This window comes from Streptomyces sp. NPDC059832, from assembly GCF_042731715.1.
In the GTDB taxonomy this organism is placed as follows: Bacteria; Actinomycetota; Actinomycetes; order Streptomycetales; family Streptomycetaceae; genus Streptomyces.
On record NZ_JBHWIY010000013.1, the window covers coordinates 107,156 to 121,303 of the forward strand.

Sequence of the window (14,148 nt, forward strand, 5' to 3'; positions counted from 1 at the left end):
GCGCATTTCGCCGGGGCGTGCGGGGTGAGCGTGTCGCGGGCCGGCAACTGCGTGGTGACGGTGGGGTGTCAGGTCCCCCGGTGCTCGCTCAGAACAGTGCTAGGCCCTCGCCGCTGGTGTCCGCGATGACTGGCCGGAACTGGGCAGGGAGGCCGTCCAAGCGGTCAGGACCGGCCGCGGCGGCCACGGCAGGGGCGGTCTCGGCCAACCAGGTACGAAACCGCTCGGCGGCTTCGCGGTAAGGGACTCGCGCCAGGACACGGTGCTCGCCGGAGGGGCAGAAGTCGACGGCGACAGTGAGCAGGCAGGAACGGGGCGCGTTCTGACTGCCCGTCCAGGACACGCGCAGGACACCGCAGGGCTTGCGCCCGCGGGGGGCGCGGTGGGTCGGGCGCAGCGATCGGCAGGCTGTGTGGGCGGTCCATGCGGCGAGGTGCGGCAGGGGCAGGGTGGTGCGTGCGCGGCAGCCGGGGCAGCGGTGCCAGTGGCGGAGCCAGTCGTCGGTGTCGGTGTGGAAGAGGCGTGTGTAGCGGTTCGCCACGCGGATGTCGTTGCTGTACAGGTGGTCGGGGCGTTCCTGTGTGTTGCAGGACTGGCAGACGGGGGCGCGGACGTAGCCGTGTTCGTGGCAGTGGTCGAGCACGGTGGCGGGCGCAGTGCGGCAGACGGCACACGCCCACCCAGCCACCCTGCGGGAGGTACCGGGCTTCCTGCTGAGCACCGAGTACAGCTGGCCTTCCAGCTCTTTGTTGTACGGGCGCAGTGAGGCGGTGGGGCCCTCGGGGCTCGTCTTCTGCCGACCGTCGGCGTCTTCGGCCTGCCGGGGGTGGGAGGGCGGCGCGGTGACGGCTGCGCTTGCCTGGCGGGTCCGCGCGGCTTGCACCCACTGCGTTTCGGCGTGCTCGGCCGCGTCCAGCAGCCTGACCACAGCGCGCGGCAGCCACCACGTGCGCTGCGTCCCGTCGCGGGTCTGCTCCACGAGTATCTGTCGCCAGTCGATCCCCGCCAGATGGTACGGCCGGCCGACTTCACGTCGTGCTGCCCGCTCGGGGCGGCCCAGCTCCTGCAGTTCCCCCGTGATGCGCCGGCGCCAGCGCAGCGGCGTTTCCTCGTTGCACTCCTGCCTCGGCGCCCCACGAAACGGACCGATGCGGACCAGGTCTTGCCGATCCATCCCAACCGCGTTCAGTTCCGCGGCCGCCCGGCGCACCTCAACTTCCGGAACACTCAGCTGACCGTTGCTCGCCCTCACCGTCGCCACCGCATGGCCGCCGAGCAGGACGTACCCCACCCGGGCACGGGCAGGAAAGCAGGTGAATGCCCCAGAAGCCGTCGGCACAGCACTGTCGGCCGTCAAATCGACCCACAGAGCGTCCGCGGCACCCAGGGTGATCAGGCCGTCCGTGCGACCGGGCATGACACGCTCTGACATACCGACAGGCTAACGGCCTGCAACGCGGCAACGGATCCCAAGCACCTCGGTCAGCCGGGCCGCCGCCCGCAACTCCATATTCCTGAACATCTGGTTCGTCAGCACCTCCCGTGCCCGTAGCATCACCACCAGAGTCAAGAACCGGGCAAGTCGCCCTCGCGCATCAGCGGTCCCCGAGCTCGGACGAATTGATCAACAGTCCCGCGGCGAGCCAAAGCGGCAGGACAGCGTCACCGGCAGATCCTCGAAGGACACTGCGGGAGACCTGCCGGACCACCACCAACACCGTGACCGCTCGGACGAGTTACAGCAATGCCCCCAACTCCCCGTCGGACATGTAGTCTATGAGAATTCGCAGTTCAGAGCCGGTGCACGAGCTCCTGCGGTCGGTGATATCGAGTACAAGCGGGGCGTTGATGCCGACCTGTTGACTGAACTGCTGGCGGAGTTTTCGCAGGTCAGTGACCTTGTGGAAGAGACCTCGTTGAGTCGGCCATGGAGACATCTCGAGACCTGGCGACCCTGTCAGTCCCCCTGGTCGGGGAGCTGGTGGCCATGGATGACCCGTGGGAGCCTCACCGACGGATCGATCCTTCCGGCGAACCCATCGAGGGAGCTCGCGCCTTCCTGCGGGACCTGCAGGGAGCCGGCCGTTCGGCGACAACCGCCCGTTCCTACGGGATGGACATGCTGCGCTGGTTCCGTTTCCTCTGGGCTGTCGAGGGTGCCGTGGAATCGGGCGAGCCGGATCGAGGCGAGGGATTTCTCCCGCTGGCTGCAGGTCGTTCGCGCGGGTCGAACCCACCGGCAGGCGCAAGGGCCGGAACCCCGGCTTGGCCGGCATCTACCGGGCGCTCGCCGAGCACCAGAGGCGCCAGGCGTACCCCGAAGCCGTCGCCTGGGCCCACGTCGGCTTCGCCGCCATCCGAGCGAATCAGAGCAACCGGTCACTCTGAGCTACATGTCACTTCGCCGGAGCTTCGGGAGAACAGGGCACGCGGCGACGGCGGCGGGCGCGGGCCGCGCTGCTTCTGGGACCAGACCGAGGCTGTGCGCGCGGTATGTCGGTCTCGGTGAGCCGCCCACCGACGCCTTCGTTCTGGCCGGGAGATCTCACGGCCAGGACGTCTGGCGGCACCAGCCCGATCGCGTCTTGTGAGGCGTCGATCCCCGCTGAGACCCGCCAGGATTCAGTGCGACCGGAAGACTCTCCGTCGCACCTCGTCTCACACATCTCTCACAGACGAGAGCGCACGGGAGCACACGAGCGCCTCTGACCTGGACAATCGCTGTTGCCATGGACCACGGCGGACCAGGTGGACATTACATAAGCTAGGGGGCATGGCCTACGAGATTCCGGTGACGCAAGCCCGAGCTGAGCTCGCCGAATTGATCAACCGTGTCGTCTACGGCGGTGAGCGCGTCGTCGTGACGCGGCACGGCAAGCCGCTGGTGGCGCTCGTCTCGGCCGCTGACCTGGAGCGACTGGAGAAGGGCGAGGCGGCTGCCGAGGAGCAGGTGATCAGCTCGGTCTCCTCGATCGGCTCCTCGGTGTCCGCTCCCGGTGAACGGCGGCGCTTCGGCATCGCGGCGGAGCACAGGGGACACCACGAGCCGGGCAGCTGAGCGCCGCGCCGTCGGCCCATGACACGGGAGAGCCGGGTACCCCGTCCGCTGCGACGGGGGTACTCGGCATGTCCGGGCCGGGGTCGGCCCGCGAGTGCCGGCTCCCGGGTGCTGGCCGGAAGCGCGACCGGAGGCTGCGCGCGGCGTCGGCCGCTGATGAGCACCGCGCCCGGTCCGAGCGCCGCCCACCGGGCGAGGGTGAGCAGCGGGCCGCCCGCACCGCGGCCGTCGAAGAACGCGACCGACCGCAGCGGTGAGCAGCCCGCCCCCGGTGGCATCAGCTGTCCGATCACACCGACCGGTTCGGGCAGCAGTTCGGGCGCGCTGGTGACACCCGAGAAGGGGTTGCCGAGCGGCACCATCAGCAGGGCGCCGACGCCGATGCCGGGCGGGCCGGCCAGTGCGGCCGGCCCCGCGACCGTCCCGCCGATGGCCGGCACGGTGAGTCCCGGCGTCCCGGCCTCGGCCCACCAGTTGCCGGTGATCACGCCGAGCCAGATGTCGGTGGGCCTGCGCCGCGACCGCCTCGCTCAGCGGTTGGCCGCCATGCGGGTCGTCCGGACCGACGTGGTCGAGGGCCACCGTGAGGCGGGGGTCATGCGGGCGGACGTACCCGCCGACCAGGTGGCGCGGACGGTGATGGCGGCCGCACAGGGGTTCTTCGCGCAGATGGCGCCTTCGGCGACGCCGAGCCGGAGGTGCTGGAGAGCGGCCTGCGCGGCCTGATGTCCATGCATCTGCCGGAGAGCAGTTAACGCGCCGGAGAAACTTCGGCTCCAACGTGCACCACCTCGCCCGGAGTCGGCGGCCCGCTGTTCAACGGCCTCGTTGAACACGGCTGTCGCCTCGCCGTGCCCAGGGCCGGTCCCGGGCACCGGACTGTGAGGTGGACGCATGCGACTGACCCCGCACGAGCAGGAACGCCTGCTCGTCCATGTTGCCGCCGACGTGGCCCGGCAGCGCCGGGCGCGCGGGCTGCGGCTCAACCACCCGGAGGCGGTCGCGCTGATCACCGTCCATCTGCTGGAGGGTGCCCGCGACGGCCGTACGGTCTGCGAACTGATGGCGTCGGGTCGCGAGGTGCTCACCCGCGACGACGTCATGGACGGGGTGCCCGAGATGATCCACGACGTCCAGGCCGAAGCCACCTTCCCGGACGGCACCAAGCTCGTCACCGTCCACGAGCCGATCGTTATCAGGCTCGCCGACACGGATCTGCTCGTCGAGATCGAGGAGGACCGCTCGGGCGGCCCCGGACTCGCCGGTGACGAGGCGGTGTTCGGGGGCGGCAAGGTCATCCGCGGATCGATGGGACAGGCCCGCACCACCCGAGCCGAAGGCGCCCCGGACACCGTCATCACCGGCGCCGTGATCATCGACCACTGGGGCGTCGTCAAGGCGGACATCGGCATCCGGGACGGCCTGATCACCAGGATCGGAAAGGCCGGCAACCCGGGCACCATGGCCGGCGTCCACCCCGACCTGATCACCGGCCCCGAGACCGAAATCATCGCGGGCGACGGCAGGTTCCTCACCGTCGGCGCCATGAGCGCACCGCTCGGCGGGGACCGGCTCGCCATCGCGGCACAGGTCGGCGAAGGCGCCCGGCTCGCCGTCGGCTCGGCAGCGGCGACCGTGGCCCTGCCGGGACCGGGAGACGAACCCGCCACGTACGACATCGAGTTGAGCGTGGGGGAGCGGGCCGAGCCGCGCTGGCTGCCGGAACAACTCGTCTCGGCGCACGGCAGCGTCCTGCGCACGGCCACCCGGGTCCGACTCGCCCCCACCGCACGGCTGGTGCTGCGGGAGGAACAGATCCTCGGCCGCCACGCCGAAGGCACCGGCACCCTCCTCGGCCGCCTCACTGTGTACCGGGCCGGCCGGCTGATGATCGACCAGCAGGTGGCGTACGGACCGGGAGCCCCCGGCGGCTGGGACGGCGCAGCGGTCCTGGGCGGCCACCGGCCGTCGGCCAGCTGCTCGTCGTGGAACCGGCATTCGAAGAGCGGCGTCCAGAAGCGCGGCTGCTGGGAGAGACCGCCGTTCTCACCCCGCTCGCCGGACCGCCGTGCTGGTCACGGCCCTCGCCCCCGATGCACGTCTGCTGCGCCGTGTCCTGGACGAGGCGCTGGACGAACTGCTCGACGCCCGGGTGGGGTGAACACCGCTGGGCCGTGTCTCACGCCTTCCGGTCGTACGCCTCCAGCCAGGCGTCCTCCGCCGCGTAGTCGAAGAGCTTCTTCCCGTACGCCCGGAGCATGGCGGGGAAGGCCTCTGTCCAGTCCCTGCCCGCCAGCTGCGCCGCGATCCACTCGACCGTCCCGGGAAGCGACCGCGCGTAGTCCGTGACCGGCCGGTACCCCAGCTCGCGCTCGGCGGCCGTCATGTCGTACACGATGGGGTGGGCGCTGCTCCAGGGCGTGCCACCGACGCCGTCCTCCCCGGGCGCGCCCGCCATCGGCACGGTCTCCGTGGTGCGGCCGAGCGCCGCATCGACGGCCCTGCCGATCTCCGCGACCGTCGGCGCCTGCGGATCCCCGGCGTTGAGCACCCGCGAACCGGGTCGCAGGGCGGCCAGCCGGATCAGCTCGGCCAGGTTGGAGACATGGACCGGGTGGAAGCGGGACTCCCCGCCGAACGCGAGCACCCGCCGGGCACGGCCGTCCAGGAGCCGCTTCACGAAATACAGCTCACGTGGCGAGCGGCAGTACCTGCCGTGGATCGCCCCGGCCCGCAGCAGCGTCACCGGCAGCGCCTCCCCGGCCGCCAGCAGATCCCGCTCCAGCTGTATCTTCCGGGTCCCGTACGTCGTGTCGCCGGCCGGCAGGGTGCGCTGCGACTCCGGGATCGGCAGCGGGTAGTGCGGCGAACCGTCGGGTTCGCCCTGTGTGTCGAAGCTGCGGCCCCGGTCGTCCTCGTACACCGCGCCGCTGGAGATCACCACCGCCGAACCGATCCGGTCCGCGAGACCGGTCAGCTGACGGGCGTGATCCGCGTCGTACGCCACCATGTCGACCAGTACGTCGCAGCCGTCGCCCAGCGCCGCCGCGAGCGCCCCGTCGGCGTCCCGGTCCAGGGCCGTCGTGCGCACCGCCTCGTCCCACCGCGCGTCCCGGCCGCCGCCGCGCGAGGCGGCCGTCACCTCCCAGCCGTCCTCGACGAGCGACCGGACGGCCGCTCGCCCGATCTGTCCCGTCGCACCCAGAACCCATGCGTTTCCCTTGCTCATGAGGGCCACGCTAGGACCGGGCGGCCACCCGTGCGGGCGACGTTCACCGAGCGCGGATCCGCCGTCGGCGTCGCAGTTTCGGGAACTTTTTCGACGGCCCGTCCTGTCCGGCCTGCGCGGCCTTCGCCTTGACCGCGTACTCGTCGACGTACTCCTGACCCGAGAGCCCCAGGATCGCGTACATGATCTCGTCGGTGACCGCCCGGATCGCGGCCTTCTGGTTCTCCATACCGGCATAGCGCGAGAAGTCCAGCGGCTCACCGAAGCGGATGGTGACGCGCCTGATGCGCGGGACGACCTGCCCCGGCGGCTGGATCTCGAACGTACCCACCATCGCGCACGGCACCACGGGCACCTGTGCCTTGATCGCCATGACGGCCACGCCCACCTTGCCCTTGTAGAGCCGGCCGTCGTGCGAACGGGTGCCCTCCGGGTAGATGCCCAGCAGTTCGCCCTTGCTCAGCACGCCGAGCCCTTCCCGGATCGCCGCCTGCCCCGCCTCCTTGCCGGAGCGGTCCACCGGGATCTGCCCGATGCCGCGGAAGAAGGCGGCGGTCAGCCGCCCCTTCACTCCCGGCCCGGTGAAGTACTCGGCCTTGGCGAGAAACGTGATGCGCCGTTTGAGGATCGCGGGCATCAGGAAATGGTCGGAGAACGACAGATGGTTGCCGGCGACGATGGCCGCGCCGTCCTCCGGGATGTGCTCCAGGCCCTCGATCCTGGGGCGGAAGAACAACCGTAGAAGCGGCCCGATGATGACGTACTTGAGCACCTGGTAGAACACGGGGCGGCTCCTGGGGTCCTTTGTCTGGATCATGTCCGGCTTGCCGACGCACCTCTCCGGGAGGGCAGCCTATGCGCAGCCGTCGTCCGGTGTGACCGCCTTCCTGACGTAGTCCTCGACCGCCGCGTCGAGTCCGATGTCGTGCTGGGCGCGCTCGGACAGGTACCAGCGGTGTTCGAGGAGTTCGTGGTAGAGCTCGGCCGCGTCCATCCGGGCGGGCACGTGGTCGCGCGCCGCGCGCACGGTGGGGCGGAAGATCTCGCGGACCCAGCGGTGGGCCAGCACCTCGGTGCGGGCGCCGTGCCGGTCGCCGGGGGCGTAGTCGTCCTGGGTGGCCATCCAGCTCTCCAGGTCGTTGAGGAGCCGTCGCGCCTGGTTCTCCTCGGCGTCCATCCCGGTGAGGCGCAGCAGTTGGCGCTGGTGATGGCCGGCGTCCACGACCTTGGGCACGAACGTGACCGTGTTCCCGTGGTCCGAGTGCGAAATCTGCATCTCGGCGACGTCGAAGCCCAGGTCGTTGAGGCGGCGGATGCGGCGCTCCATGTAGTGGTGCTTGCCCGCCGGGTAGACGGAGGTGCGCGTCAGCTCCGTCCACAGCGCCCCGTAGCGCTCCTCGATCTCCAGGCCGAACGCGATCGGGTCGATGGACGGGTGCAGCGCGCCGGCCGCCTCCAGGTCGAGCATCTCGCCGCTGATGTTGACCCGCGCGAGCTCGATGTCGTACGAGCGCTGCCCGTCGCTCAGCCGGGGGTGCAGCTCGCCGGTCTCGGCGTCCACGAGGTAGGCGGCGTACGCGCCCGCGTCCCGCCGGAACAGGGTGTTGGACAGCGAGCAGTCCCCCCAGGCGAACCCCGTCAGATGCAGCCTGACGAGAAGGACGGCGAGGGCGTCCATGAGGCGGTGCACCGTGCCGGGGCGCATGGTCGTCTCGAACATCGACCGGTAGGGCAGCGAACCGCCCAGATGGCGGGTGATCAGGACGGGTTCGAGCGGCGATCCGTCGGCCTCGGTCCGTCCGGTGACCACGGCGAGCGGATCGACGGCCGGTATCCCGAGACGGTCCAGCGTACGCAGGAGTTCGTACTCGCGCAGCGCGGGCCGCTCGGCGAGCTCCTTCACGGCCACGGTCTCCTCGCCCGCTCGCGCGTAGCGCACGACGTGCCGGGAGATGCCGCGGGGGAGCGGCACGAGGTACTCGTCGGGCCACTGCTCCAGGGGTATGTGCCAGGGCAGTTCGAGCAGGAGGGCCGGGTGTTCGGGGTTGGTGGCGCTGATCTGCAGAGTCATGCGGTCACAGTCCCTGGCTCGTGCGGCGGGTCGACCGTGATCGGACCCCGAAGAGGCGGTGCGGGTCAAGGCCCCGGCCCGATCCGCACCGCCACCGCGCGGCGTCAGTCCTTCAGATGCTCCAGGATCCGGTGCATCCCGCTGTTCCAGTTCTCCTTGAGCGCCGCGACGGCCGCGTCCAGGTCGCCGCGTTGCAGGCACTCGGCGATCCGCTCGTGCTCCGCCGCGGATCGCTCCAGGATGTCCTGGTCGCCCAGGGCCACCCGCTCGTAGCGGTGCATCGTCACCTTCAGGGAGGTGATCAGCTTCATCAGGCGGTCGTTGGTGCAGCCGGACAGGAGCAGGTCGTGCCACGCGTCGTCGTAACGCTCTATGACGTCGTGCGGCGCCTGCGGGGCCGAGAACGCGCGCGCCTCCTCCAGGAGGCGGGGGGCCGTCGCCGCCAGGTGCTCGGGATCGCTGGACTCCAGGGCGAGCGCCTCCAGCGTCGCGACGATCGCGGACAGGTCGCGGAACTCCTGGGCGCTGAGCGGGGTGAAGCGGAAGCCCTTGCCCCGCTCGCTGGTGATGACACCCTCGCGCTCCAGCGTGATCAGTGCCTCGCGCAGCGGAGTACGGCTGACGCCGAGTTCGGTGGCGAGCTGCCCCTCGTTGATCGGCGAGTTGGTCGCGATCGTGCCGCGCCCGAGACGCTTGATCAGTTCCTCCTTGACCTGTTCGCGCAGCGGGCGGTTTTCGATTGGCATGTGAGGCTGCCCTCCCCTTCGGTCCGGTCGATTATCCGCTACCGGAAAGTCACGCGGTACCGGCGCCGTCGACCGGGATGACCGCTCCGCTCAGGAACGCCGAGGCGTCGGAGGCGAGGAACGCCACGGTCTGGGCGATGTCGCGGGGCTGCCCGATCCGGCCGAGCGGCCGGTCGGCGGCGTCGGCGTAGAAGGCGTCGGAGCTCTCGCCGAGCTGGCGGGCCTCCTCGGCGAGCATTCCGGTCGCCGTGTCACCGGGGCAGACACAGTTGACGCGGATGTTGTCGGGGCCGTGGTCGATGGCCATGGCGCGGGTCATGTTGACGACGGCGCCCTTCGACGCGCAGTACGAGACGGCCCGGCCACCGCCGCGGATGCCCCACCCGGAGCCGGTGTTGACGATGGAGCCGCCGCCCCGGGCAGCCATCCCGGGGATCACGAGGCGGCTCATCAGCATCACCGAGCGGATGTTCACGGCCATCACCAGGTCCCAGTCGTCCTCGGTGATCTCGCAGACCGTGGAGCGGCGGATGATGCCGGCGTTGTTGAACAGGACGTCCACGCCGCCGAGCCGCTCCTGCGCCGTGTGCACGACGGCCTCGCAGTCCTCGCGCCGTGACACGTCGCAGCGCACGAAGGTCCCGCCGGTGTTCTTCGCGGTGTGTTCGCCGCCGTCCGTGTCGATGTCGGCGATCACCACACGGGCGCCGAGCTCGGCGAGTACCTGGGCGGTGGCGCGGCCGATGCCGGCTCCGCCGCCGGTCACGATCGCGCGCTTGCCGTCGAGGGAGATCATCCTGGGCTCCTTCTGTCCTGGGTCGGGATGTCGGGGGTACGGGGTCACATGGCCAGGCGGTACAGCGAGGTGCGCCGCCTGCCGGTGATGACGGGAAGATGGCCGGACAGCTCCGCGTCGAGCGCGTCGTCGCCGGTGTCGAGGAGAAGGGGGCGGCCGCCGAGCGCGGCCAGTTTCGCTTCGGTGCACAGCACGAGCAGGTGCGCGCGGCCGCCCGCCGCGCGCAGGACGCGCGGCGAGATCTGCTGGTTGCCGCGGCCCAGGAGGAAGCCCTGACCGCCGATGGGGGAGAGGGCGATCCAGGCAGGGCCGAGCGCGAGGAGGGCGTCCTCGCCGGCCTCGCGTGCCACGGTCCGGGGCGGGTGGCCCGGCCGCAGGGCGAGCACGTCGACTCCGGTGAGCGAGACGTCCGCGCCGAGCGAGGCCGCCACCGCCCGGGTGGTGCTGCCGGGGCCGAGGGCGAGCAGTCCGGCCCCGACGCGCTCGGCGACCTCGGCCGCGATCCCGCCGACGGCATCCGGTGCGGTGGCGGTGCTGCCGGTCTTGCGCTGCTGCACCCTGACCGGTACGTCCGGGACGGGCAGCCACCCGAAGAGCCGGGAGGTGACGCGCCCCTCGCCCAGGGCGTCCTCGTCGCGGTCCATCACCTCGGCGTCCCGCAGCCGGACGTTTCCGGTGCGGGCGAGCCACGCCGCCGCGACCTCACCCGCGGCACGCGGGCTGACGGCGAACACGGCCGAGTGCATCTTCACGCCGGTCGGTACGCCGAGGACCGGGCAGAGCGGTACGTCGCCGAGGGAGCCGAGGGCGCCGAGCACGTCCCGCGCCGTGCCGTCGCCGCCGGCGAAGAGCAGGAGGTCGACGCCCTCGGCGACGACGGCCCGCACCGCGGCGGCCGTGTCCTCGGCCGAGGTGTCCCGCCCGGCCCCGGCGGCGTACACGACCTGCGCCGCAAGTCCCGCGGCGGCGACGGAGTCGGCGCCCAGGGGACCGGCGGCGGTGACGACGAGGAGCCCGGAACCCGGCGCAGGGAATCCGGCCCGGGTCGGCTTGCCCGCACGCGCCGCCAGTTCGCCCAGGGCCGCGGCGGCACGCGCCCCCGCCAGGGGGCGTGCGCCCAGCGAGAGTGCCGCGCGGGCCCGGTCCGGGCCGTCGGTGCCGCCCAGGCCCACCCGGCCGCCGAGCCCGGCGACCGGGTTGACCACCAGGCCGATCCTCGTCACCGGCGGCCCGCCTCGCCCAGCACCTTGCGGCGGTAGGCGCGCCAGGAGACCGCCCATGTCGCTGGGTCGTCCAGGGCCTGAGGGCGTACCCGGTGGATGGCCGAACGGTGCGGCGCCGTGCGTACGGTCTCCGGGTCCTCGTACGCCTCGCGGGCGATCTCCGCGAGGATCGCCGCGTACTCGTCGAGGTCGGCGCGCGTGTAGGACTCGGTCGGCTCCAGCGTCATGGGTTCCGGCACCACATAGGGGTGGTGGCTGGTCCAGTAGTGCGTACCGAAGTCCGCGGCGCGCAGGCCGATGTCCTCGGAGTGCAGGCCGGTGTCCTCGTGGAGCTTCTCCCAGCTGTAGCGGACCTGCTCGACGCGTGGGCGCCCCGCGGCGTACGGGACGGAGACGCCCGGGATCTGCCGGACCTTGTGGAGGAGGTAGTTGTTGTTGAGGACGGCCGTCTCGGCGGCGGCCCGCAGGCCCTCGGCGCCGAGCGACATGATCCACGCGTAGGCGCGGACGAGGTTCGGCACGACGCCGTAGAACGGCCGCATCTTGCCGACCGACTCGGGCCGGTCGTCGTCCAGCCGGTAGGCGCCGGTCTCCGGATCCAGCTCGACCGTCGGGCGCGGCAGATACGGGGCGAGCTCATCGGTGACCGCGCAGGCGCCCGCCGCCGGTCCGCCGCACGCGTGGGGAGTCGAGAACGTCTTGTGGAGATTGAAGTGGCACAGGTCGAAGCCCGCGTCCCGGGCGCGTGTGATGCCGAGGATGCCGTTCGCGTTGGCCTGGTCGTACGAGCACAGGCCGCCCGCCTCGTGCACGATCCGTACGAACTCCTCGATGCGCGGGTTGTAGATGCCCGTGTCCTCGGGGTTGGTGATGAGGAGCGCCGCCGTGCGCGGGCCGACCGCCGCCCTGAGGGCCTCGATGTCCGGGTAGCCGTCCGCGTCCGGGTGGAGGGTGATGACCCTGAAGCCCGCCGTCTTCGCGCAGGCGGCGTTGGACGGATGGGAGAAGATCGTCGTGATGACCTCGTCGCGCTGCTCCAGCTCGCGCCGCGCGGCGAAGTAGGCGCGGATCATCGCCACGTTGGTGTAGATCGCGGCGGAGCCCGCGCCCGGCTGGAGCGAGACCCGGTCCATGCCGGAGATCTCCTTCAGGAGCTGCTCCAGGCTGTGGATGATCCCCAGGACGCCCTGGACCGTGTCCTCGTCCTGGAGGGGGTGCAGCGCCGCGATCCGCGGATCGCGGACGAACTGGTCGTTGACCTTGGGGCTGTACTTCATGGTGCAGGTGCCCTGGCCGACGTCGATGTTGAGATCGGCTCCCAGGTTCTCCTGCGAGAGACGCAAGTAGTGGCGCAGGACCTGCTGTTGGGACATCTCCGGCAGGGCGGGCGGTTCGGCGCGGCGCAGGGCTGCGGGTATCGCCACCTGCTCGATGGACGGGTCCGCGGCCGGTACGAGGACGCCGCGCTCGCCCGGGGAACCGAGCTCGAAGATCAGCTGCTCGTCCCAGGATGCCTGCCGGAACCGGCGCAGGCGCGGCTTGCCGGCGATGCGCGCTTCCTCGGGGGAGACGGACACGGGCGCGTGGGCGGTCACTTGACGATCTCCTCGAGGGTCGCGGCGAGCCGGTCGATGTCGGCCTTGGTGTGGACTTCGGTGACGCAGTACGCGGCCTCCTGCTCGCCGGTCGGTACGCCGCCGAAGATGCCCCGCTCCTTCAGGCCGGTGCGGATCTCGGCGGCGGTCCTGCCGCCCGTGTAGCGGACCGTGAAGTCGGCGAAGTGCAGGGCGTCGCCGTACGGGACCTCGATGCCGGGCACCTCGGCCAGGCGCCCGCGGGCGTACGCGGTGAGCGAGAGGATCGTGTCGCCGATCTCCCGCATGCCCTGCGGCCCCATCAGCGCGAGATACACCCCGGCCCCGATGCCGTGCAGCGCGGCGGCCGTGCCGACCCACTCCTTGCCTTCCTCACGCAGGGCGAACGAGGTCCGTTCGTAGGCGACGTCGCCGAAGCCGTACTCGCCCTCGACGGTCGTCGGCACGAGGCCGAACAGGCGTGACGGGTACTCGGCGACCAGCCGCTCCTCGTCGCGGGTGGCGATGAAGCCCGCGTTGCCGCCGCCGAAGCTCTGGTGCAGGCCGAGCGGCTGGATGTCGCCGCACGCGATGTCGGCGCCGTACGCGGAGGGCGGCGCGAGCACGCCGAGCGTGAGCGGATTGCAGCCCACGACGTACAACGCCCCCGCATCATGGGCGAGTTCGGCGAGGCGGGGGAGCGCCTCGTCGACGATGCCGAGCGCGGAGGGCGTGTCCGCGTACACCGCCGCGGTGTCGCCGGCGGCGAGCGCCTCACGCACCGCTTCGAGGTCGGCGCAGCCGGTCTCCGGATCGACCGGGACGACCATCACCTCGTGGTCGGGGCGTACGTAGTCACGTATGCGGGAGAGCTTGTCGGCGTCGATCGCGGTGGCGACGAGCACGCGGCGGCGGCCGGTGATCCGGCCGGCCATGCGCAGGGCGGTTCCCGAGGCCTGGAAGCCGTCGTACACCGGGACGTTGACGATCTCGACATCGAGCAGCTCGGCCATCATCGACTGGTACTCCCACAGCGCCTGGAAGCGGCCGTGGTCCTCGTAGGGCTCGCCCGCGTAGGCCGTGAGGAACTCGCTGCGGTTGACCACCTCGTCCACGACCGCCGGTACGTGGTGCTGGTAGCAGCCGGAGCCGAGGAAGCTCAGCGTCTGTCGCGTCGAGGTGTTGCGGCCGAGCAACTCCTCCATGTGGCGGGTGAGTTCGGCCTCCGAACGCAGCGGGGCCGGCAGATCGAGGGGGCGGTGCAGCCGGATGCCGTCCGGGATGTCGGCGTAGAAGTCCTCGACGCCCGTGGCGCCGATCTCCTCCAGCATCGCCTGCCGCACGGCCGGAACGGCGTTCGGGATGTAGGGATGGGCGTAGGGGTGGACGGAGTCCTGGGGTGACGTCATGCCGCGCCTTTCGCGTGAGCCGACCAGTGGGTCGGTCGTGGA

At 71.4% G+C, this 14,148-nt stretch carries 10 protein-coding genes and 3 pseudogenes; 3 read left to right on the forward strand and 10 right to left on the reverse strand.

Annotated elements, in window-relative coordinates; translation table 11 throughout:
• Window positions 1-88: 88 nt before the first annotated feature.
• On the reverse strand, window positions 89-1,432 hold the full coding sequence (locus tag ACFV8T_RS23745) for an endonuclease domain-containing protein (protein ID WP_385330741.1): 1,344 nt from the start codon (window positions 1,430-1,432) through the stop codon (window positions 89-91).
• A gap of 1,341 nt (window positions 1,433-2,773) precedes the next feature.
• On the opposite strand from ACFV8T_RS23745, the gene ACFV8T_RS23750 reads away from it, so the two are divergent.
• Window positions 2,774-3,058, forward strand: a complete 285-nt coding sequence (locus tag ACFV8T_RS23750; protein WP_266422801.1) for a type II toxin-antitoxin system Phd/YefM family antitoxin — start codon at window positions 2,774-2,776, stop codon at window positions 3,056-3,058.
• Window positions 3,059-3,144: 86 nt separating this feature from the next.
• On the opposite strand, the pseudogene ACFV8T_RS23755 reads toward ACFV8T_RS23750, so the two are convergent.
• Window positions 3,145-3,561, reverse strand: a pseudogene (locus tag ACFV8T_RS23755) (ABC transporter permease); the annotation flags it as partial.
• A 391-nt stretch (window positions 3,562-3,952) separates the two neighbouring features.
• Here ACFV8T_RS23755 and ACFV8T_RS23760 point away from each other — a divergent pair.
• Both ACFV8T_RS23760 and ACFV8T_RS23765 read left to right on the forward strand, forming a co-directional pair.
• A pseudogene (locus ACFV8T_RS23760) lies at window positions 3,953-4,252 on the forward strand (urease subunit gamma); the annotation flags it as partial.
• The gene (locus tag ACFV8T_RS23765) at window positions 4,247-5,407 is read left to right on the forward strand and encodes an urease accessory protein UreD (protein WP_385331008.1); all 1,161 of its coding nucleotides are present in this window, start codon (window positions 4,247-4,249) and stop codon (window positions 5,405-5,407) included. The pseudogene ACFV8T_RS23760 and the gene ACFV8T_RS23765, both read left to right, overlap by 6 nt.
• A gap of 202 nt (window positions 5,408-5,609) precedes the next feature.
• On the opposite strand, the pseudogene ACFV8T_RS23770 reads toward ACFV8T_RS23765, so the two are convergent.
• The 8 genes and pseudogenes from ACFV8T_RS23770 to gcvPA all read right to left on the reverse strand — a co-directional run.
• Window positions 5,610-6,287, reverse strand: a pseudogene (locus ACFV8T_RS23770) (NAD-dependent epimerase/dehydratase family protein); the annotation flags it as partial.
• Window positions 6,288-6,330: 43 nt separating this feature from the next.
• Entirely contained in the window at window positions 6,331-7,071 is a 741-nt protein-coding gene (locus tag ACFV8T_RS23775) for a lysophospholipid acyltransferase family protein (RefSeq protein WP_385331011.1), read from the reverse strand.
• Window positions 7,072-7,140: 69 nt separating this feature from the next.
• Window positions 7,141-8,358: a DUF4032 domain-containing protein gene (locus ACFV8T_RS23780; RefSeq protein WP_385330744.1), complete on the reverse strand. Its 1,218-nt coding sequence runs from the start codon at window positions 8,356-8,358 to the stop codon at window positions 7,141-7,143.
• A gap of 104 nt (window positions 8,359-8,462) precedes the next feature.
• Window positions 8,463-9,104 carry a GntR family transcriptional regulator gene (locus tag ACFV8T_RS23785; protein ID WP_385330747.1) on the reverse strand — a complete coding sequence of 214 codons (642 nt, stop codon included), beginning with the start codon at window positions 9,102-9,104 and terminating at the stop codon, window positions 8,463-8,465.
• A 49-nt stretch (window positions 9,105-9,153) separates the two neighbouring features.
• Window positions 9,154-9,900, reverse strand: coding sequence for an SDR family NAD(P)-dependent oxidoreductase (locus ACFV8T_RS23790; RefSeq protein WP_385330750.1), 747 nt, complete (start codon window positions 9,898-9,900; stop codon window positions 9,154-9,156).
• Window positions 9,901-9,944: 44 nt separating this feature from the next.
• Entirely contained in the window at window positions 9,945-11,123 is a 1,179-nt protein-coding gene (locus tag ACFV8T_RS23795) for an ATP-NAD kinase family protein (protein ID WP_385330753.1), read from the reverse strand.
• Window positions 11,120-12,718, reverse strand: coding sequence for an aminomethyl-transferring glycine dehydrogenase subunit GcvPB (gene gcvPB / locus ACFV8T_RS23800; protein ID WP_385330756.1), 1,599 nt, complete (start codon window positions 12,716-12,718; stop codon window positions 11,120-11,122). Before gcvPB ends, ACFV8T_RS23795 begins: the two co-directional genes overlap by 4 nt.
• Window positions 12,715-14,106 carry an aminomethyl-transferring glycine dehydrogenase subunit GcvPA gene (gcvPA, locus tag ACFV8T_RS23805; RefSeq protein ID WP_385330758.1) on the reverse strand — a complete coding sequence of 464 codons (1,392 nt, stop codon included), beginning with the start codon at window positions 14,104-14,106 and terminating at the stop codon, window positions 12,715-12,717. The genes gcvPB and gcvPA overlap by 4 nt, the downstream gene beginning before the upstream one ends.
• Window positions 14,107-14,148 lie beyond the last annotated feature (42 nt).

Bases quoted from the DNA above. Each gene is read 5' to 3' on its own strand.
- ACFV8T_RS23745 (WP_385330741.1), bottom strand. From the start codon at position 1,432: ATGTCAGAGCGTGTCATGCCCGGTCGCACGGACGGCCTGATCACCCTG.
- ACFV8T_RS23750 (WP_266422801.1), top strand. From the start codon at position 2,774: ATGGCCTACGAGATTCCGGTGACGCAAGCCCGAGCTGAGCTCGCCGAA.
- ACFV8T_RS23780 (WP_385330744.1), bottom strand. From the start codon at position 8,358: ATGACTCTGCAGATCAGCGCCACCAACCCCGAACACCCGGCCCTCCTG.
- ACFV8T_RS23785 (WP_385330747.1), bottom strand. From the start codon at position 9,104: ATGCCAATCGAAAACCGCCCGCTGCGCGAACAGGTCAAGGAGGAACTG.
- gcvPA (WP_385330758.1), bottom strand. From the start codon at position 14,106: ATGACGTCACCCCAGGACTCCGTCCACCCCTACGCCCATCCCTACATC.
- ACFV8T_RS23790 (WP_385330750.1), bottom strand. From the start codon at position 9,900: ATGATCTCCCTCGACGGCAAGCGCGCGATCGTGACCGGCGGCGGAGCC.